This is a genomic window from Paenibacillus sp. FSL P4-0176 (genome assembly GCF_037975265.1).
GTDB classification, from domain to species: Bacteria; Bacillota; Bacilli; order Paenibacillales; family Paenibacillaceae; genus Paenibacillus; species Paenibacillus amylolyticus.
Window position 1 is genome coordinate 1,028,197 of sequence record NZ_CP150242.1, and the last position, 22,505, is coordinate 1,050,701.

Here is a 22,505-nt window from a genome sequence, read left to right on the forward strand (position 1 = left end):
AACCAATACAGATTATACGATGAGGGGTAGACATGAAATGAAAGTGAAAATGATGCTTATGTTGCTTGCAGTAATGCTGGTTGTAGCTGCTTGTGGCAAAAAAGAAGAAACACCTGCGGCTGAAGGAACAAAAGAAGATACACAAGCTGCACAAGAAGTTACGCTGAAGGTAGCCACGTTGATTCCACCGATGACAGATGTGCTCGATATTGTTAAACCGCTATTGAAGGAAGATGGCGTTAACCTGGAAGTTGTTGTGTTATCAGATAACGTACAGCCGAATACGGCACTGGCGAACAAGGAAGTGGATGCAAATTTCTTCCAACACGTGCCTTACATGACCCAGTATAATGAAGCGAACAATGCTAATCTGGTGGCTGTACAGCCTATCTATAATGCCATTTATGGCGGCTACTCCAAAAAGTACAAAACGATTGAGGAATTGCCAGAAGGTGCAACGATTGCAATTGCAAACGATCCTTCCAACATTGGTCGCTCTCTTGTGATGCTGGAGCAGAACGGATTGATTAAGCTGAAAGAGGGCGTAGGTTTTAACGCCACACAGGCAGACATCACCGAGAATACAAAGAACTTCAAGTTTGAGGAAGTGGATTTGTTGATGCTGGCTCGCATGATGGATGATGCTGATCTGGTAGCCATGACTCCGGCATATGCCAGTCCGCTTGGTCTTACACCGAAAAAGGATGCATTGTTAACCGAGAAGGATGATTGCCATTTTGCGATCACCATGGTTGCCCGTGAGGATAACAAGGACTCCGAAGCGATCCAGAAGCTGGCCAAACGCATGGCGGGTCCAGAGGTCAAAGCCTTCTTCGAAGAGAAATATGCAGATATCGCGATCCCGGCATTTAAATAGAGAATACGTTGGTCCAATGTAAATAACCTTTAGATCTGAGCGATAACGCTTGGATCTTTTTTTTGTCGTCCGCGTGCTTATTAACAAGTATTTAGAAAGTTAACAATTTGGTCATATCCCCGGAACACTTTATTTAATAGTTTTTTCGTATAATTTGTTTGAAAATAGTTCTTTTGGATTATAAATTAAGAGATTTGTTCGAGTTTTGTAGTGTAAAGAGTGTTTTTCACAAGAAGTGAGACCTAGTTTTTTGAAAAGATGGTTTACAATCTATGAGAGCTATACAAGAGCTATATAAGTTGTATGAATCATTCAGCGATTGGAAGGTTGTTCTGTCATCGGAGTGGCAAGTGTAAATAATCACTAGTTCAACTTATAAGTAGATCAAGTAAAACTAAAATTAATCTGGAAGAGGTAGAGAAATTTGTCCCGAAAAAATAGCAAATCGACCTGGTTCAACAAGATGCATAAGAACTTTAAGACCAAGCTGGTGGTGTCCTTTATTGCTTTCCTGGCCATTCCTTCGTTCAGTATTGGAGTTTTATCGTATAACAGTGCAAAAGATGAAGTGGAGAAGCAAATTTTACATAGTGCGATGGAAAATGTGAAACTTGCCAGTGCAACGATAGATCTTTCAGTCAATGCCAAGCGGAATCACATTGAATATTATGCGAATACACTTGCAGAGCAATTACGACAAGAAGATGCCGAGGTTCGGGTTGTGAACGAATTGAAGGGGTATGCTGCGCAGAACACAGATATCATCACCATAGGTGTAGGCACAGAGGCAGGAGTGTATCTGATGTCCTCTGATGCGGAGATGCCTGAAGATTACGATCCGCGAACAAGACCATGGTACACAGAAGCGATGGGTACTCCAGAGCAGGTCATTGTTACAGACCCTTATATTTCCGCCGAGACAAACGAAATCACCATCACCATCGCCAAGGCATTGAATGGCCGATCTGGTGTAGTCCAGCTGGATCTGAATCTGTCGAATATCAGTACCTTGGTAAGTGGAATTAACGTGGGAGAACAGGGATATCTGATCCTATTGGATGCCAGCGAAAAGTATATCTACCATCCCACGGTAGAACCCGGAACAGATGCAACAGAGGATTTTTGGAAACCGGTGTATGCGAATGAATCGGGCAATTTCAAATATACCGTTGATCAAACGGATAAAGTGATGTATTACGCCACGAATGCATCCACGGGATGGAAGGTCGCTGGCACCATGTTCTCTTCTGAGGTAGACGATGCGGCAGCACCAATTCTAAAACGAATGATTATTGTTATTGTCTCCTGCCTCGTCGTTGGTATTGTGATTATCTGGCTTGTGATGCGATCCATCATTAGACCCATTCGTCAGTTGAAGGATCAGGCGATCCAGGTGAGTGAAGGGGATCTAACCCAAACCATTACTAGCACAAGCCATGATGAGATTGGTGAACTGAGTGATGCCTTTGGCAAAATGCAGCACAATCTGCGTGTGCTGATTCAAAATGTGGAGAACAGCGCTAGTCAGGTAGTCATCTCATCGGATGAAATGACTCAGAGTGCGGAATCAACCAGTGCAGCCAGTGAGCAGGTAGCGCTAGCCATTCAGGAAATTGCGAGTGGTGCGGAGAAACAGACCGAAGGTATTGAACATAACCATCAGGCCATGAATGAAATTACAATTGGGATAACACGAATCGCCGAACGTTCCATACAAGTTGCTGATTTGGCGAAACATACAACCGTACAAGCAGAAGAAGGCGGCAACACCGTCAAGCAGACGGTGAGTCAGATGCAATCGATTCAAGAGACGGTAGCACAGACAAACCAATTGATTCAAGCGTTATATGAACGATCACACCAAATTTCAGCGATCACGGAGTTAATCGGAAATATAGCCAAACAGACAAACCTGCTCGCGCTGAACGCATCCATTGAAGCTGCTCGTGCAGGTACACATGGCAATGGATTCGCTGTTGTAGCAGCAGAGGTTCGCAAGTTGGCAGAGCAATCCGGGCAGTCCGTCAATGAAATCACCGTGCTGACTACGGCGGTACAGGAAGATATGGCTGCTTCCGTTCGCATGATGGAGAAGGTGACTTCAGAGGTTGGAGAGGGCATGGACATCTCTACAGAAGCGATTCGGAAGTTTGAACGTATTCTGGATAGCATGCGGGAAACGACACCTCAGATTGAAGAGATTGCTGCCACGTCGCAAGAGATCACAGCAGGTGTACAGGAAGTATCTGCTGTATCCAATGAGTTGGCAGGAATTGCGTCAGGCAACGCCGCAACTTCCGAAGAAGTGGCCGCTTCCTCAGAGGAGCAACTGGCAGCGATGGAGCAGATTTCTTCCTCGGCTCGTGGCTTGTCTACCCTGGCTGAAGAGCTGCAGCGCCTGATTAGACAGTTTAAGTATTAAACGGGATCGTAGAAGAGATTATCACACAGGGACAGCATCACATCATGTTTCATTAGAGGGAGTGGACAACCATGCAACTGGAACTCAAAGCCTTCTTACTGCTAACGGATGCGGTCATGATTACAGATGAGGAGGGTGTGATTCTGGATGTGAATTCCGTTTATGTAACCAAAACAGGATTCTCACGGGAGAGCACCATAGGTCAGCCTGCCCGATTGCTAATGGATACCCACTGGAGAGGCAATCAGACCTGGTCCGGCGTTGCCAAACTGATGAAGGTTGATCAGGAAGTGTGGGAAGCCCAAGTTACAATTACATCGGTTCATTTGGATGATTCTCTTTTTTATATCAGCATATTTAATGATGAATTTTCATGAAAAAAAACGTTGTTTGGTGATAAGGGGATGTTAGCTGAAAGCAGTAATTATTTTCAAAAAAATGGTCAATATCGTCAATTGAATAAGGGAGCACGGCATACTATGATTTGTGTACTGAGGAACTGCGACCATGAATCTGACAACATTCATTGAATGCATGAAATCCTGAAGTCGTAATGTGGACGGTGACCATTTGCTACGCGATCTTGTATTAAATTTCACGCTAATTTTGATCTTTGTTTTCCTAATTCATCACTATTTGAACCATACAAATGCTACCCGTTCAACATCCATCACGACTCGGATCATTATTGGTATTACGCTGAGCATGTTGGGCACGGCGCTCTATTATTTCTCTATTGTGCTTGAGGATGGTACATTGTTGAATTTCCGGGCCATTGTGTATCTGCTTGCTGCTTATTTTGGTGGGAGTGGCTCTGCTTTCGTTACTTTTGCATTCATGTGGATGTTTCGGATTAATATGGGGCGTAATCCCTTGTTGGAGAACTGGCAGTATGCGTTGACAGAGTTATTATTTGTTGTAGCCATATGTCTGATCTTTAAGTATATCAGGGGATTTATACAGAAGTGGTTGTCCGGAGCGTTGCTGTTGATTACTGTGTATGAGTTTTCTGCACTAAAGACCAATTCCCCTTCTCTGCTAATGATGGGGCAGATTCTCTTTTTTCAATGTATCTGCCTGCTCTCCGTTATATTATTCCTGTATTATCTGAACCAAAATCATCGATATAGGAGATTGGTCATTCAGAGGGATCAGGAAATGCTAGAGATGCTTCGTATGCAGCCGGGTTTTACTTTTAAAATCCGAAAACAGAACGGAAAATTCGAGTATCTTGTGCTTGAGGGAGAGATGCTCTCCCGACTGGGCTTGGATATGAGTAGTCTGAAGCAAGATTACAAACTGGGCACATTGGATATTTTACCTCAGGAAAAGGTAGAATTTCTGCGAAAGCAGTTTAACCGGGCATGGGAAGGGGAATCTTTTTTTTACGAGATTGAGCATGGAGGTTACTATTCGCTGGTGAACGTTCGCCCTCTGCGAGAAGAGGGTGTGGTGAAATATGTCGTGGGATATGGACTTGATATTACGGAGCACAGAGCGGTTAAACGAAGGATTCAAGAAAGTGAAGAGCGATATCGAACACTTGAGCGAGTGTCGGCAGACTGGTTTGTCGGTTTGGATAACAACAGATGTATTGTGTCAGTGAATCAGAAATTTCTGGATGTTCTCGGTCTCGGCAGGCAGGAAGTGATTGGGCGTCAGCTTGAAGAATTGTTGTTCATTGAGCAGCTGGAGACCTGGTTGTTCGTTTTCCAAAAAGCCTTACATCACAAAATAGCACAGGATACGGAACTGAGTTTTATTGTTGGAGAAGGTCATGAGCAGCATGTTCGGGTTCACCTATCCCCTGTTAAAGTATTAAACTCGAGTGAGAAAATTAAGGCAGTTATTCATGACATTTCGGATCACTATAGACGTGTTAAGGCTGACAAAGCAAGCCAGGCAAAGAGTGAGTTTCTCGCATTCATGAGCCACGAGATTCGTACCCCACTGAGCGGTATTATCAACTTTTCGTTGTTGCTTCAACGGACAGATCTATCTCCACAACAAAAGGATTATTTGAGTAAAATCAATGCGTCCTCCCAAACCTTGCTTGCCCTCGTAAATGATATTCTTGATTTTTCGAAAATTGAGGCAGGCAAGCTGATGTTGGAGAAGGTCTCTTTTTCACCAGAGGATGTGATCAAACGTGTGGCAGATCAGATCGGTGTGGCCATCGGGCACAAAGATATCGAAGTGATTTTTACAACCGATCCCGATCTGCCATTAACGGTGATTGGTGATCCGTTCCGACTTGAACAGGTCTTATTGAATCTGCTCAGTAATGCGATTAAATTTACGGAGCATGGATATGTAACGTTGCAGGCAGAGGTTCTTTCATTGGAGGCGGAGCGAGTTCATGTCCGTTTTGAGGTACAGGACACGGGAATCGGAATGTCACCCGAACAATTGGAACGGCTCTTTGTCCCGTTTACTCAAGCGGAACCCTCGACGTATCGAACATATGGTGGCTCTGGTCTTGGGCTGGTCATCTGTTACCTTCTGGTCACCTCTTTGGGAGGAAGCTTGCGGGTGGATAGCGTGCTGGGAGAGTACAGTCTGTTTTCATTCGACTTGATATTTGAACTTGCAGATTCAGAAGAAGAAGAGAGTTTCTCCCTGCAGACACACCCTCTCCTATATGGTGCGAATGATGTGGTTATCATTGAAGATGATGAACGGATGGGCGCAAATCTGAAGCAGCTGCTCTATTCATTCGGGATGAATCCGACGCTGTATACTTCCTTGAACCATATGATGGAAAGTGATTGGTATGTCCATCATGTAGATGGGGCAAGTTCCATGATCATGATGATGGATATGGATGCAGAGGAGACCGTCAACGGATCGTCATGGGACAGTTTCATGAAGCGAATGAATCAAACCAAATTTCAAATGGTGGGTTATACCCATGCTTTTAGTGAAAATGCCCTGTGGAGTGAGGAGAGATCCTTTCGCCCGGATCTCATGATGATCAAACCGATTACACGTCTGGGATTGTTCGAAGTATTACTTGCACTTCAGGGTGAAGGGCCATTGGAGAAAAAGCGGATGATAGAAGGTGATGAATCCTACTTGCTTAAATCCAAAGGGCACATTCTGATCGCTGAAGATCATGAAATCAATCAACTGGTCATTCGGGCCATGCTGGAACATACCGGATTCAAGGTGACACTGGCAGACAGTGGCACAGAGGTTTTGAAGAAATTGGATGAACAAACATGGGAACTGATTCTGATGGATCTCTATATGCCAGCTATGAACGGAATTGATGCAGCGCGACACATTCGCAAGATGAGGAAATATGATCGTACACCCATTATTGCGCTTACAGCGAATGGTTTAAAAAGGGACCATGAATTATATCTTGAAGCAGGTATGAATGCCATCCTGACTAAGCCCATACATGAACAACAGCTCGCAGACATTTTGGAAATATGGATTGATCTAAAAGGCATAAGGGAGATCAATGGAATTGATGCAGATAAGGCGATCAGACAGATGGACGGCAAGCCACATATTCTGCAATATGCGCTCACGAAATTCAGAATGGAGTATGGCTCGTTTCAGAAAAAACTGGCGATTCAACTTCAGCAACAGCAGATTGCTGATGTCATTCGTAGTGTTCATTCTCTTCGAGGCGTAGCTGCGAATCTGCATGCAGTGGACCTGATGTGTGCAGTTCTCCAATTGGAATCACTCTTGTTCCGTCCGTTGTTCAAAGAAGAGGAACTGCGTTTGGTATTGGAGAAGGTACAACAGGAAATTGATAAAATTACCGAGTCCCTGCCATGGTGATCGGAATGAAGCTATGTTGTATTAAGGTGTGAACTTATATCCGACCCCCCAGATGGTTTGAATGTATTGGGGGTTTTTTGGATTGTCCTCAATTTTTTTGCGAAGTTTGGTAATGTGCACATCGATGGTGCGATCATTAATGTAGGCATCAATACCACGAATGGCTTCGATCAGGGCATACCGACTGTAGACTTTGCCAGGATTGAGAATAAACAGCTTCATGATCTCAAATTCGGAGAACGTCATCTCCACGCGCTGGTTATTCAACAAAACAGTTCTTCGGGCCAGATCGAGAGATATTCCGGATTCCTGTTCAGTGACAACAGAGCTGTTCAATATAGAGTAACGACGCAATACGGCCTCAATACGTGCCTTCAGCTCCTGCATGCTGAAAGGCTTACATACATAGTCATCAGCCCCGTCTGTTAATGATCGAATCCGCTCAGAAACCTCGGTTAACGAAGAGATGACAATGATGGGGATTGCCGTATGTTGGCGCATGAGAGAACTAGGATTCTTATTACCCGAATCAGGGAGCATCAAGTCAAGAAGCAGGATATCAGGCCGCGCTTGAAGCTGTAGAAGACCATCTCTTGCGTTATCGACACGGATAACATCATACCCTTCACCTTGCAAATACAAGGATAATGTATCGCCTAACATGTTGTCGTCCTCTATGATAAGCACTTTCGTCATGATATTCCTTTCTGAACCCCCTTCTTGTAGAAGGACTAAGATCCATGGATTACTTAATATACCTGATATTTAAAACATGCAACATGAGGATGTCAAGACTCTAACATGACTCCAAGAAGGTGAGAGACTCCGATTTAATGTTTGCCAAGATGTGAATCGGTTTCACGCTCGATCAGGCGCATCAGTTTGCGCTCGGTAGCGCTCTCTGGCGCAGGGGTGTAGACACTGCATCGCAGATCGGAACTACCCTGAACCTGCAACGAAGTCAGATCAAACAACATTTTGCCTGCTTTGGAATGCCTGAACTCGATTAATACGTCCGGGGCACTGCTGACGCTGCTTTGTTTCCAAAGGGTATGAAAATCGGGATGTCTGTTCATCATGTCATCCAAAAATAAATTATACCATTCATCATCAACATACTGGCCATAGTAAGCACGAAAAATCGCCAGAAATCCGCTAACAAAATCCTCCCAGTTTACCGCGAGCCTGCGAAACTCCTTTCGATCAAATAACAGACTGATCATATTCCGCTGTTCGGGGGCAATCTGTTCAAAATCCATAAAAACATGCCGGGCTGCATCATTCCAGCCGACAATGTAACAACGCCGATCCGAGATCACGGTAGGACAGTGGTGAAGTTCTTGCAAAATTTTCTGCAAGGAAGGGTGAAGTTGAACCGGTTCTTCTTCTAGTGTAGGCAGCTCCGTATGATGCTCCATGGCGAGCGAAAACAGATACTTTCGTTCATCGGCAGTAAGCCTCAGTGCCGAAGCAATGTTATCCAACACGGAATGGGATACCTGAATATCCCGACCTTGTTCAAGCCAGGTATACCATGTTGTACTCACTCCTGCCAGTTGGGAAACCTCTTCTCTCCTCAGCCCAGGCGTTCTTCTCCGACTTCCAGTGGGTAAACCGACCGATTCGGGGGAAATTTTGGAACGCTGTGTTTTCAGAAAAGTGGACAATGCCTGTAACCTGACATCGTAGTTCAATCCATCACCTTCAATCCTCGTTATCATGGTAGTCATTATACTATTATAATTGACAACTTGTAATAGGATATTCAAAAGTGCACTATTAGTGGCAGAGCGTAAGAGTAAGGTAGACAACAGCGCTGAAGGAGGATGGACATGGAACGAGTCGTGATTACAGGTATGGGAGTTATCTCTCCTCTGGGAAATGATGTAGATACATTCTGGAACGGATTGATTGAGGGTAGATCAGGTGTATCACCTATAGAACATTTTGATACAGCTTCGTACAAAACCAGAATCGCAGGAGTGGTCCGTGATTTTGATGGTGAAGAGCGTTTTGGACGCAGGGAAGCAAGGCGTATGGATCGATTCGTTCAATTTGCTGTTGCTGCTGCGGATCAGGCTGTATCACAATCGGGTCTTGTGATGGATGAAATGGACCGTGGACGGGTAGGTGTATATATTGGTTCAGGCATAGGCGGCATCCAGACATTAATGGAACAAGGCAAGGTCCTGTCAGAACGGGGACCTGCGCGAGTCAGCCCAACACTGGTACCGATGATGATCTCCAATATGGCGGCAGCTATGGTCAGTATGAGGTTTGGTTGCTGGGGACCGACATTATCGCCAGTAACAGCTTGTTCCATTGGAAATACAGCCATTGGAGAAGCTTTCCGGTTAATTCGTCATGGCGGAGCCGATGTCATTATTGCTGGAGGGACAGAAGCGGCTGTAACCGAAGTGTCACTGGCAAGCTTCGGTAATGCGACAGCGTTGTCTACACGAAATGAAGCGTTCCAAGCAGCCAGCCGTCCATTTGATGCAGGGAGAGACGGTTTTGTCATGGCGGAGGGTGCTGGAATTCTGGTTGTGGAATCACTGTCTCATGCTCTAGCAAGAGGGGCGAATATTCTTGCCGAAGTGATTGGATATGGTGCCAGTTCAGATGCGTATCATATGGTAGCTACCCACCCGGAAGGACGGGGTGCATATCTGGCGATGAAAGCATCACTGAAAGAAGCTCAGATTGGACCTGAGGACATTGATGTAATTAACGCTCATGCCACCAGTACGGAAGCAGGTGATCTGTCTGAGACAAGAGCGATTAAGCAACTTTTCGGGACAGGTGCCTATGATATTCCGGTCACAGCGAATAAGTCCATGACGGGACATATGCTTGGTGCAGCAGGTGGAGCAGAGGCGATCTCACTTATTCAAAGTCTGCGGCATGGCATCATTCCTCCAACCATCAATCAGGAGCAGAGGGACCCTGAATGTGATCTGGATTATGTACCAAATGAGGCAAGAAAAGCAGAGTTGCGGATTGGGATGTCTAATTCCTTTGGTTTTGGCGGTCATAATGCGGTTATTGTTCTTCAAAAGTATTCATCTTAAGCAAAAAAGCAGCTTTAAGCAGAAAGAACAGCGTAGCCCCATCGGGCTGCGCTGTTCTTTGCTTACTTCGACTTCGGGATCATCCACATACACCGTACCATTGGTTAACGGCCGAGTGGTTGCTCAGGAAGAAAGGGATGTCGATTCCGCCATGCCTTTGTTACCTCGGCTCAACCAGCTCACACGCCAGCGGGATTGCATGAAGAGAACCAGGAACAGGGAAGCTGCTGCAATCAGGCTAAGAATGACAAAACCTGGTGTATAGGATTGATAGCTGCTATACAGTTGACCGAGAATCAGCGGCAGTGCATACCCGCCCAATCCGCCAGCGGCACCCACAATACCTGTCATCAGGCCAATCTCATTGCCGAAACGTTGGGGAACCAGTTGGAACACAGAGCCATTTCCGGCTCCCAGACACATCATACCGAGGAACAACATGACTACTACAACAGGAAGCGGTGGCATGAAGGATACTCCGATTAACATGACACAAGCCCCTGTGTACAGGAATGTTAGCATGCGGGTTCCACCAATTTTGTCCGCCAGATAACCCCCTACAGGCCGGAAGAAACTGCCTGCGATTACACAGAAGGTGGTAATGTCAGCGGCACGAACAGGAGAGAGCCCATACTGGGTGTTGAAGAAGATGGTGAGATAGTTACATAATCCAACGAAGCCACCAAAGGTCACACAATAGAAGGCACAGAATACCCAAGCATCTTTTTGTTTAAGCAGACTTCCATATTGGGCCAATTTCTTGGGTTCAGGCCGGTTAGGACTATTCTTGGCAAAGATTGAAAAGAGGATGAATACAATAACAATCGGTATAATAGCAAGTCCGAACACAACTTCCCAGCTGCCAAAATGCGTAGCCAAGCGATTGGCAAACAACGTCGCGAGTACGGTTCCGCTGTTACCCGCCCCGGCAATACCCATGGCCAGACCCTGATGCTCCTTGCCATACCATTGGCCTGCCAGAGGTAGCGCAGCAGCAAAGGAGGCGCCTGCGACACCAAGCAAGAGTGCCACCACGTACAGTTGGCTTAAAGAGTCGACCCATAACCAGCCGAGTAACAAAGGAACTAAGGTGACGAGCATCCCGATCTGTGCGGTCAGTTTCGGACCAATATAATCAGACATGAAGCCAAGCACAAGGCGCAGGATGGAACCGCCGAGAATAGGCAATGCGACCAGATTGGCCTTTTCCAGCGGAGTCATCGGATAATCCAACGCTATGACAACTGCGAGTGGACCAAGCATCCCCCATATCATAAAACTGATGTCAAAATACATAAACGCCCCGAAAAGGGTGGGCTTATGCCCGCTTTTCCAAAAACTTTTGCTCTCCATCATCCATCATCGCTCCTCATCCAATTGAGATCTTCGTGATTTGTCTATGTGCTTGTTGAGGCAGAAAAAGGCCGCAATTCGTCCAGATCTGAACGATTTGCGGCCCCGTTGCCGACAGGCGGTACACGTCATTGTGTTCCCGCATCTGAGTTGATCACAGCACTGTGATTTTGATTCAAATTATAATCAAGCGAAAATGTATATGTCAATAAAAATTACATGTGATTTCAAATAATTCATTTTTTAATCGTTATTCGCAATTTTAATGTTAATTTAGTTGACATTAGATTGAGATTCCCTTAATCTGAATCTAATATGAATCCACACAAAGGCGTGTGGATTCCGGAGGCAACGGTGCCCTTTTCCGAATCATGGAGAAGGGATTTTTCTGTTTATTTTCAGGTGAGAGAGATAGGGGGGCAGCCCATGAGCAGAAGCAAACTGGTGATTATCGGGAATGGCATGGCTGGAGTGAAGTGTGTCGAAGAGATTATCGCACTGGAGCCTGATACGTATGAGATTGTAATCTACGGCAATGAACCCCGTCCCAACTACAATCGGATCATGTTATCAAAAGTATTGCAGGGTGAGCATTCGTTACAGGATATCATTATCAATGATTGGACTTGGTATGCCGAGCATCATATACGGCTATGTACAGGTGAAACGGTATACCGGATTGATACCCGTGGAAAATATATAGAGACTGAATCGGGACTAAAAGAAACCTATGATGTCCTGATTCTGGCAACAGGGTCATCACCGTTTATCCCACCGATTCCGGGAATTGATAAAGAGAGGGTCATGTCCTTCCGAACAATTGATGATTGTACGCGCATGTCTGATTATTCCAAAACCTATCGCAAGGCCGCCGTCATTGGTGGTGGATTGCTGGGACTGGAGGCTGCACGCGGGTTACTGCATCTGGGCATGGAAGCTGTGGTGGTCCATAACGCACATTACATTATGAACCGTCAGTTGGATCAGAAGGCTGCCGCGATGCTCCAACAGGAACTTGAAGGGCAAGGTATGTCCTTTCTTTTGGCGAAAAATACGCAGAAAATTACCGGACGATCACAGGCTCAGGGCCTTCAGTTCACAGATGGTTCCAAGCTTGAAGCACAGGTTGTCATTGTGGCTGTAGGGATTCGGCCAAATGTGGATCTGGCCAGACGAAGTGGAATCGCAACCAATCGGGCAATTATGGTAGATGACTATATGCGCACCAGTGTACCGGGTATTTACGCAGTTGGGGAATGTGCTGAACATCGGGGAATTAGTTATGGTCTGGTGGCCCCCTTATACGAACAGGGGAAGGTACTCGCACGTACGCTCTGTGGACAGGAAACGCCTGAATACAAAGGATCTATTCCCTACTCACAGTTGAAGGTATCGGGGGTTGATGTTTTCTCAGCGGGTGAGATCAGTGGGGAAGGCATGCAGACTGCAATTCAACATCTGGATGGCATTCAAGGCACATATAAAAAAGTGCTGATGCAGGCTGGCAAAGTGCGTGGAGCCATTTTATTTGGAGATACAACCGAAGGAACGGCATTGCTTGGACTTGTGCAACGAGGCGCAGATGTGGCGGAATTGGCTCCGCGTGAAGGGGCTCCGGACCCGGCTGAGATGGCTGCGGCGGCATTACCGGCTCAGGAGACCGTATGTGCCTGCAACAATGTGACCAAGGCTGCCATTATGAAAGCTATTCAGGAACAGGGTCTCGAGACAGCAGATCAGGTGAAGGAGCAGACCAAGGCGTCAGGTTCATGCGGTGGCTGTCGCCCGATGGTGGCTGCTCTGTTGAAACATACGCATAACCTGAAAAATAACGGGGGTACTGGCGTGGTAGCCACACCAGACAAACCTGCTCCAATGCCTGTGTGCAGTTGTACGGCGCTTGGGCATGCAGAACTGAAGGAAATACTGGCTGACATCGATCTTCTGGAGACAGGGCTACCAGACATATCTTTGATTTTGCAGAAGCTGGGTTGGGGTTCGGAGCTTGGTTGCTCGGTATGTCGTCCCGTAATTCATTATTACTTACAGGTATCCGGTGGAACGATGGTTGTTCGAGAGATCGAAGCTCACTCAGAGGTTCAGGTGCGCTGGGATGATCAGATCCCGCTTTCATCCTATGCAATAGATGCCAAGGGGTTGGCTGCACAACTTCGTGAGAGTTGGATCGGCGCTGCGATGCCGTCGCCGGTGAATATGGGAGTTGCACCAGGGCCCGGTTCGTTGGTGAGCGCACTGGTGCAGGATATTGGCTTGCTGGCTTCACCAGCTGGATGGGAGATCTACGCAGGCGGTCATGCAGAGCATCCGGTCAAACAAGGTGGCTTGATTGGGGTGGCTGAAACAGAGGTGCAAGCGGCCACACTCGCATCAGCCTGTCTTCAATGGTATCGCCAAACCGCTTGGTATGATGAGCCGTTATGGGCATGGACGGAACGATTGGGATTCATGTCGATTCGGGAAACGCTGCTGGATGACCAGTTACAGAAGGAACTTGCAGCTACACTTCAAGCTGATATATAGATGAAAGGCGGGGATGGAAAGATGGGATTATCCGTGAGTTCAGAACCAACAGCCTCCAAGCTGTATGTAAAGGAAACCCAGTGTCCGTATTGCAGTGTGCAGTGCAAGATGACTGTTGAAGAACTGGCTGCACCTGTTGCAGGCCAGCGTCGTGGTGAGTATACGGTTCAGGGTGTTCCGAATGAAGCCTCTCAGGGCAGGTTGTGTGTGAAGGGCATGAATGCTCATCAACATGCGCTCAGTGGTCAACGATTAATGCATCCGCTCATTCGTCGTAATGGCGAGCTTGAACCCTGTTCCTGGAAGGAGGCCATTCAGACCATCGCAGAGCGGTTTCAGGACTTGAGGGATTTATACGGAGCAGATACGGTCGGAGTCTACGGAGGCGGATCTTTGACCAATGAGACAGCCTACCTGCTCGGAAAATTTGCCCGGGTTGCATTGGGGACAAAGCATATCGACTATAATGGACGGTTCTGCATGTCAGCTGCGGCTTCAGCTGGCAGTAAAGTGTTCGGGATGGATCGTGGATTGACGTTCCGTCTGTCCGATATTTCCAAGGCGGGCTGCATTGTACTTGCAGGTACCAATATTGCAGAATGCCAACCTACCCTGTTGCCCTACTTCAATCAGGCCAAGGAGAATGGGGCGTTCATTATCGTTATTGATCCACGCAAGACGGCAACCGCTGCCATTGCCGACCTTCATTTACAGGTGAAGCCTGGCATGGATGCTCTGCTGGCGGACAGCATGTTGAAGGTGATTATGAGTGCAGGATTGGTGAAGCCTCATTTTATAGACCAACGAACGCATGGTTACGATCAATTGATACAAGGGTTGGCTGATCTGCAACTCGAACAGGCGGCACAAGCGTGCGGGGTTGATCTGGCGCTGATTCGTCAGGCGGCGATGGCATACGGTGAGGCAGAGACAGGCATGATCATGACAGCACGTGGTGTGGAGCAGCAGACGGATGGACATATGGCAGTGAGACACTTTTTGAACCTGGTGCTCGCGACTGGCAAAATTGGCCGAGAAGGCTGCGGATATGGTGCCATCACAGGTCAAGGCAATGGGCAGGGCGGACGGGAGCATGGGCAGAAGGCTGACCAGCTACCGGGTTATCGATCCATTGAAAATGAAGCCGATCGTGCCTATGTGGCATCCGTCTGGGGTGTGGACCCTGCAAGTTTGCCAGGCAAAGGGGTATCCGCCTACGAGATGATGGAGAAGGTCCATGATCAGGAGATTCGGGCGTTGCTTGTAATGGGCTCCAACCCGGTCGTATCCAACCCCAATGTGCGTTTGGTGGAAGAAGGTCTGCGCAAGCTGGACTTTCTGATCGTGGCAGACATGTTTCTGTCCGAGACAGCGCGAATGGCTGATCTGGTTCTGCCGGTTACATCTTATATGGAGAATGAAGGTACATTGACCAATCTGGAGGGGCGTGTTCTGCTCCGTGAACAGGGGCGGCCTGCGCCGGGAGAAACGCTCGATGATTGGGATATATTATGCCGGATTGCCGCAAAATTGGGTAAAGCTTCTTATTTTAAGTATGACACTGCTGAGGATATCTTTAATGAGCTTCGGGTGGCGAGTCGTGGCGGAGTCGCTGATTACTATGGCATTACCTATGAGCGTTTGCGTAACGAGAAAGGGGTATACTGGCCGTGTTCTGCCCTGGAGGATCAGGGAGAAGGACTGCTGTTCGGTGAACGATTCGCTCACCCGGATGGCAAAGCGGCATTCACATTTGAATCCAGCCCGGGCTGGAATGATATATCTTCCGAGTTCCCCTTAATTCTCACCAATGGGCGTGTGCTGCCTCATTATCTTACAGGGGTGCAGACACATCGAAGTCCGGCACTGGCAGCTCGTGAATTGGAGAACTTTGTTGAACTTCACCCGGCTACCGCTGCCCGTTATCGTATTCACGATGGAGAGTGGGTAGAGATTCAATCGACGTACGGAAGCTTCACGGTTCGTTCGCGCATCAAGGATTCCATTCGGGAGGATACCTTGTTCGTGCCGATGCATTGGGGCGGCATTCAGAATGTGAATCGGGCCACCAGACCAGAGCTAGATCCGTTCTGTCGGATGCCTGGGTTCAAGACAGCAGCTGTAACCATTCGACCGTTGCGTCTGGCGAGATGACTTATAAAATTACAGGTTACCGGCGACATAAACTGTTCTGATGTTAGCTTAGCGGCTGCGCAGTCCATATTTATATGAGACTGTGCGGCTTTTTTTGCGTATATGTACGCAAGTAGGCCCTAGTTCCGTGGTTCCACGTAAACATGAGGATTGGCTCATGAATATGGATTGAATTTTAGTTATGATGTTCATTAGGGGTACATATGTACGTATTTTATATTTTATTTAGAGACTGATAGTCATTTCGAGTTTAGGTTATTCCGCATCGTGGTATAGATATCGGGGCTTATGGAAGCTTCTTCAAATAGAGCAGGATAAGGGAGGGAATGCAGTGAACGTATGGATAACGGTAAAAAGTCTGGGAAAGCGCAAGCCGGTACTTGCCAAGCAAGCTGCCGAACTTCCGGAAACAACTCATACGTTAAGACAGCTCATTGAGAACATGGTGGCTGTACAAGTAAAAGCGCTTCAGGACAAGAAACAACAGGCAGAATTGTTCGCCTACCTGATGCCGGATGATATTGACGCGCAAGGAGCGGTGGGGAAAGTCGGGTTTGGCGCAGTATATAATGAGGGTGTTCCTGATCTGGAAGTTGCGATGGAGACAGCTATAACCGCATATGAGGATGGGTTGTACAAAGTGTTTCTCAACGATGAAGAATTGCAGGAACTGGATGAGTCACTTGTTGTAAAAGACGGAGATAACGTGGTGTTTATTCGTTTTACAATGCTAGCCGGACGTCTGTGGTAGAGAGCGATGAAGGAGGAGAACAGGATGAATCAGGAAGAGCAAGTACAGGTGTATATGGATGGATTGCAGGAAAGAGCCAAGTCGTTAACAGGGGTACAGCTTGAGCTGGCAGGCTATGTTGTGGAGATCGCCGGGTCTACGTATTTACGTGGAGACGAAAAGATGTTTTTGAATACTGATAAGTTGCTTGAAAGGTTGGCTGCAGAAACGCAGAAACCATTATTCGAGCCACTACTGGATGTGCTCCAGCATCTGGCGAGCGAGTCATTGGTTGCACGATTCCGTTATATTGCAGAGCGTGCGACTCGTTTCCCATACAGTAACAACTATGAACGCCGCCCTTTCCGCACATCCGATCCGGAGCAGCATGTAGAACAAGTCATCCGTAAACTGATGGGATTGTTCCGTATGGAAATGAAAAATTTCTCGCTGGAAGAATATGTGTCACTTCGTGAGTACAAGCTTGATTATTTGCATGAGATCCGTTGGGTCCTGGCGGATTGTATCGCTTATGAACTGGATCATCAGGGCGGAGATATGAAGCAGGCGCTACATGATATTATCTATGGTGACAATCAGACGGCGCTGTTAACCCATGAAATGATCAAAGGTATATTCATGAGCGATCAGGCGGATGCCTATCAGATGGTGGGTGAGCTGCTCGTTGCAGCAAGGTTGCAGGAAGGGCTTCGCCAAAGCATTGTGGAGCGGATGGATGAAGGGACACTGGAAGCCTATATTTACATATTAAAAATCATTATCGACAACAACCTGATTCGTTTCAGTTCCGTGGTAAGAGCGCTTGCCGTATGGACGGGGATCGGTATAGAAGCAGCCAACCAACGTGTTGCGGCACAGTTGATTGAACAGGCCTATCAGGCGCTTGTGCAACCAGAAGTACGCGAGGCCTGGCAGCAGGAAGCTAACGCTAACAAACTCTTTATCAGTCTGTGGGCGACAGCGGTCATTGAAGAGAATGAATTGAAGAGCAAGATAATCGAAATTATGGAAACAGGTCAGTTATATCAGAAGATTGTTGCCCAATATGTACTGGCTAACAGCCAGAACAGGGAGCTTCGTTTGGACATTGCACGTCGTTATCTGGAGGCGCAGGATACCGAGTTGATGCACTGGATTGTGACCAACTATGATGCGATGTATATGTACAACTGGAGTTTCGAGAATGGAGAGAATCAGCGTAGCGTCTACGTGTGGCCATTGCCTGCTCTTGGAGATAAGGGCTTGCGGCGTCAGGACTTTGATCGGTTCAAACAGATGCTGGATGCCATTCCAAAAGGAGGGTCAGGTGGACCATCGGGTGTACTTGAGTATGTTCACTACCGGATTGATACGGATGATGTAGTCAAGAAAATGTTATATTTGGCCGCTTATGATATGGACCCGGAATGGATCGGGGAGGTCATCGCAATCAAGGACCGTTTAAGCCCGGAACTGCGCGGAGAACTGTTGTCCCAGTTTGTTCAGCATCCCGATAATGAGGTGCAAAGACAGTTTGTGTTTGAGAGTTTGTCTGATAAAAGCATCAGTAATCGGGAGAGTGCACTCGCCAAAGCGAAGCTGCTCACGTTGACGGTTGATGAGATGAAACAGATGGAGGCGTTGATGAAGCTCAAAACAGGCTCACTTCGTCAGAAGGTCATTCATGTATTGTTACTGCAACCCGTGGACCAATTGGCGATCTCGCTGAAGCGACTTTTGCAGGCCAAGAGTGAACTGCAGCGCTTGGGTGCGCTAGAATTATTGACCGAGATTGCGGCAGATCCAGAGCGGATAGATCAGCAGGAGCAATTGCAGCCATTGGCGCAGCTGATTGAGACACCCACTGCCAAGGAACAGAAACTACTGGATAAACTGACTGATCAGGGGAGTCGTTACACAGTTTCTAATGGATTTGGTTTATTTGATTCGAAGCGACGTGAGCCATTGCTGGATGAGAAGCGTGATCTCAAGGGCCATAATCCGAAGGATATCTTTACACTCTCTCTGGATAAGACCAGACCATTTCTGGAGGGACTTAGTGAATTAGTGCATGAACACAGGGATTATGAGTATCAAGTGGAATACTACGCTGGCTATAAAGACACATTGTTAGTCGGAGCGAGTCTTCGCTCCAAAGTTCCATATGGAGAGCGGAATGAAATGAAGCAGATGGAACAGTTCCCACTTCATGACGTATGGGAGAACTATATTCAACATGCCGGGTTCAGCAGTGTGGAACTGATGCAGCTGTACATGGTTTTACAGCTCCGGGAGTTCAATGGCAATTTGAGCGACCATTACAGCTATTTCCGTGAGCAGTATGACTATGACGAATTGCATAAGATTCCGTTATTGGAAGGCTGGCGCAAGTCGTTTGCCGAACAGATCTATCCTCTGGATGACATCGAAAAGCTGCAGCAGATGCTGGATTCGTTAACGTATAAGGATCAGGTAGTGGCACTGATATCGGCGGCATTTCTGGATAGCGATCCGATCGACACGTTTGAGATAGCTGAGAAAACCTGGGCCTCCATCATCGCAAGTATGCCTGCTGATCGACTCGAACAAGAGTCAGGCATGCTTCATATTCTGACTGGACCTTGGAATTATGTAGTTCGGGGCAAAATCCATGACGATAACAGCTTCAAACGTTTCTTCCAGACAGCTTACCAGTTCACCAGTCTTGTAGAGAGTAGTCAACCGCTGTCTTTACTGTCACTTGAAGATTTCCTGCGTGCGTACCAGTTGAACCTGATTGATGATCAAGAGCTATATCGACAGGTGCTGGTCGGTGGGAATCGTCAGTTGTTTATTCGGGACTTAACATCCACTCGTACAGAAATGATCGCGAGTGATCCGAAGCTTGTTCAATTGCGAGATGCGGTGGTCGATCGCATTCTGGAGATTGAGCTGACCCGGGGAGAACTCTCTACAGAAGTAAGCACACTTGCCATGAAACTGGATCGAATTGAAGGCATGGAACACTGGGTACATCTGGTCTCGGCGATGGATCAGGATACATTTGTCCGTGGATATATCTATAGTTATGGGGACAACACAACACGTAAAGAGACGTTTAGCTATCTAATTCAGAATTGTCATCCACGAGATGGAGAAGATGAGAAGCGTCTTGGGGAATTGCTCCAGAAGTATCCGGTGAATGAGAAGAAATTGCTGGAAGCAGCCATGTACGCCCCGCAGTGGATGGAGATTGTAGCGAAACATCTGGGATGGGAAGGTCTACGCAGTGCGGCCTGGTACTTCCATGCTCATATTAATGAACGCTTTACTGCGGAGAAAGAAACCATCGTGGCCCACTATTCTCCAATCTCACCACAGGACTTTAATGAAGGTGCGTTTGATATCGCTTGGTTTGAAGAAGCCTATGCTGCTGTCGGGGAGGAACGGTTCAATCTGTTATACGATTGTGCCAAGTACATTTCCGGGGGATCCAACCACCGCAGATCCCAATTGTTCGCAGATGCTGCACTAGGCAAGCTTCGACTGGACGATATGCGTGAGTCCGTGTCAGACAAGCGAAACAAGGATCACTTGTTAACCTACAGTTTGATTCCATTCGCTGTAAATCGCGAACAGGATCTGCGTGAGCGATACGACTTCATTCAGAAGTTTCTGATGCAGAGCAAACAATTCGGTGCGCAACGCCGTGCCAGTGAAGGTGTGGCATCGCAGATTGCACTGGGTAATCTTGCTCGTAATGCAGGTTATGCCGATGTTACGCGGCTGATGTGGGACATGGAAGCACGTAAGTTGGATGAGATGAAATCCTTTTTTGAACCTCATGCATTGGATGCTGATACGACAGCGCAATTGGTCATCGATGAGGAAGGTCAACCCGAGATGGTTATCGTTAGTAAAGGTAAGACACTCAAATCTGTACCTGCCCGGTTCAAAAAAGATGGATATATCGCTGAACTGAAAGAGCTGAAATCGGATCTGGTGGATCAGTATCGCCGGGCACGACAGGAGCTGGAACGTTCGATGACTGCTGGAACATCCTTTACACGTCAGGAAATTGCCAGTCTGATGCAAAATCCGGTTATACAACCGCTGGTAAGAACACTTGTATTCCAGTCAGGTGACAAGACGGGAAGATTCGATGTATTATCCAATGGTTTGGTTGCACCAGGACCGGAGGGTACGGTCCATGCACTAGCGGAACAGGATCAACTGTTGATTGCTCATCCGCTTCATCTGTATCAGAGCGGAAGCTGGAGTGAATTCCAGCGGGATCTGTTCACCCGTCAGGAGCGTCAGCCGTTCAAGCAGGTATTCCGTGAGCTGTATCTTCCTAACGAGGACGAATTGGCTAATGGTACGGTGTCCCGCCGATATGCGGGGTATCAGATTCAACCGAAAAAAGCAGTAGCTCTGCTTAAAGGACGCCAATGGACTGTCAGTTATGAGGAAGGTCTGCAGAAGGTAAGTTATGAGCATAATCTGATCGCGAATCTCTATGCCATGGCAGATTGGTTCTCACCAGCAGATACCGAAGCACCTACCTTGGAGACGGTGCAGTTCTACGATCGCAAGAGCTACAAACCTGTAGCGCTGCAAGATGTGCCGCTGACGTTCTTCTCGGAAGTTATGCGTGATATCGATCTGGTGGTCAGCGTTGCACATGTGGGAGGCGTAGATCCGGAAGCCAGCCTGACAACCATCGAGATGCGTCACGTCATTGTGAACGAGTCGTTGCGTCTGCTGAAGATCGACAATGTACGTCTGGACGGGAATTACGCACGAATTGATGGTGAATTGGGTGAGTATGCTGTTCATCTGGGGAGTGGTAATGTGTTTAAACAAGCCACAGGTGCACTTCATATTGTTCCGGTGCACAGTCAGCATCGGGGTCGAATCTTCCTGCCATTCCTCGATGAAGATCCGAGAACAGCTGAGATTCTGTCCAAGGTGATGTTGCTCGCCGAAGATAAAAAGATCAAGGACCCGCAGATTCTTGCACAGTTACAGAATTAGAAGTGAACGAACTAGAATTGAACCGCCCAGTGGGGCGGTTTTTTTATTTGTTACTCCGATTTTCAAAGTAACTTCAAATCTCAATATAACGAATGTAGAACAAGAATCATGGACGGAGTGAACAATATGGAGCAATTCCAACATAAAGGCAGCTGAAGAACCTGTTAAAAGGGACCTCAGTTGCTTTTATATTTTTGGATATTTCAATGGACCGGATTGGTTCCGTTTTCAAATAGACTTAGGACCCAGAGTGTGTCGACATATTCCTTAATCTGATAATTAATTGCATTAATTGGTTGATCGGGAGTGGGTCGAACCGACTGTTTTTAAAAGTAAAGAATTTGTTCTAAAGTAGTTACGGAAATGTAAATAATTCGTTTTCTTGTTTTGTTATCTGAATTGTTAACATGGTGATTCCAAAGAACTAGGCTTGTTCTAATCGGTCATTTACCAAATTTAAGGGGATGTAATTCATGATCATGTCGGCTATCGTTAGGAAGCGAAATCTGCTGACTTGCTTGCAGGCTGCAGTTTCAGAAGCCA

General features: G+C 47.0%; 12 protein-coding genes. 9 read left to right on the forward strand and 3 right to left on the reverse strand.

Going from position 1 to position 22,505, the window contains the following annotated elements:
- The first annotated feature begins 19 nt into the window (after window positions 1–19).
- The 4 genes from MKY95_RS04690 (at window position 20) to MKY95_RS04705 (ending at window position 7,097) form a co-directional block, all read left to right on the forward strand.
- Entirely contained in the window at window positions 20–877 is an 858-nt protein-coding gene (locus MKY95_RS04690) for a MetQ/NlpA family ABC transporter substrate-binding protein (RefSeq protein ID WP_339197166.1), read from the forward strand.
- Between the two features lie 424 nt (window positions 878–1,301).
- Entirely contained in the window at window positions 1,302–3,299 is a 1,998-nt protein-coding gene (locus MKY95_RS04695; RefSeq protein WP_083669855.1) for a methyl-accepting chemotaxis protein, read from the forward strand.
- 71 nt (window positions 3,300–3,370) lie between these two features.
- A complete protein-coding gene (locus MKY95_RS04700; RefSeq protein WP_036606158.1) occupies window positions 3,371–3,676 on the forward strand; it encodes a PAS domain-containing protein in 306 nt (101 codons plus the stop codon).
- Window positions 3,677–3,935: 259 nt separating this feature from the next.
- A complete protein-coding gene (locus tag MKY95_RS04705; RefSeq protein WP_339197172.1) occupies window positions 3,936–7,097 on the forward strand; it encodes a response regulator in 3,162 nt (1,053 codons plus the stop codon).
- Window positions 7,098–7,118: 21 nt separating this feature from the next.
- On the opposite strand, the gene MKY95_RS04710 is transcribed toward MKY95_RS04705, so the two are convergent.
- Entirely contained in the window at window positions 7,119–7,793 is a 675-nt protein-coding gene (locus tag MKY95_RS04710) for a response regulator transcription factor (RefSeq protein WP_076253483.1), read from the reverse strand.
- Window positions 7,794–7,927: 134 nt separating this feature from the next.
- Window positions 7,928–8,791, reverse strand: a complete 864-nt coding sequence (locus tag MKY95_RS04715) for a helix-turn-helix transcriptional regulator (RefSeq protein WP_339191409.1) — start codon at window positions 8,789–8,791, stop codon at window positions 7,928–7,930.
- 138 nt (window positions 8,792–8,929) lie between these two features.
- On the opposite strand from MKY95_RS04715, the gene fabF reads away from it, so the two are divergent.
- Window positions 8,930–10,168, forward strand: coding sequence for a beta-ketoacyl-ACP synthase II (gene fabF / locus MKY95_RS04720; RefSeq protein ID WP_339197175.1), 1,239 nt, complete (start codon window positions 8,930–8,932; stop codon window positions 10,166–10,168).
- 123 nt (window positions 10,169–10,291) lie between these two features.
- Here the strand turns inward: fabF and MKY95_RS04725 are convergent, their stop codons facing one another.
- A complete protein-coding gene (locus tag MKY95_RS04725; protein ID WP_339199905.1) occupies window positions 10,292–11,521 on the reverse strand; it encodes a nitrate/nitrite transporter in 1,230 nt (409 codons plus the stop codon).
- Between the two features lie 426 nt (window positions 11,522–11,947).
- Between MKY95_RS04725 and nirB the strand changes: the two genes are divergently transcribed.
- From nirB to MKY95_RS04745, 4 genes are all read left to right on the forward strand, one after another.
- Window positions 11,948–14,062: a nitrite reductase large subunit NirB gene (gene nirB, locus MKY95_RS04730; RefSeq protein WP_339197178.1), complete on the forward strand. Its 2,115-nt coding sequence runs from the start codon at window positions 11,948–11,950 to the stop codon at window positions 14,060–14,062.
- Between the two features lie 21 nt (window positions 14,063–14,083).
- A complete protein-coding gene (locus tag MKY95_RS04735) occupies window positions 14,084–16,216 on the forward strand; it encodes a molybdopterin oxidoreductase family protein (RefSeq protein WP_339197181.1) in 2,133 nt (710 codons plus the stop codon).
- Window positions 16,217–16,547: 331 nt separating this feature from the next.
- Entirely contained in the window at window positions 16,548–16,967 is a 420-nt protein-coding gene (locus MKY95_RS04740) for a hypothetical protein (protein ID WP_101314605.1), read from the forward strand.
- 24 nt (window positions 16,968–16,991) lie between these two features.
- Window positions 16,992–21,962: a DUF4132 domain-containing protein gene (locus tag MKY95_RS04745; protein ID WP_339197184.1), complete on the forward strand. Its 4,971-nt coding sequence runs from the start codon at window positions 16,992–16,994 to the stop codon at window positions 21,960–21,962.
- Window positions 21,963–22,505: the final 543 nt, after the last annotated feature.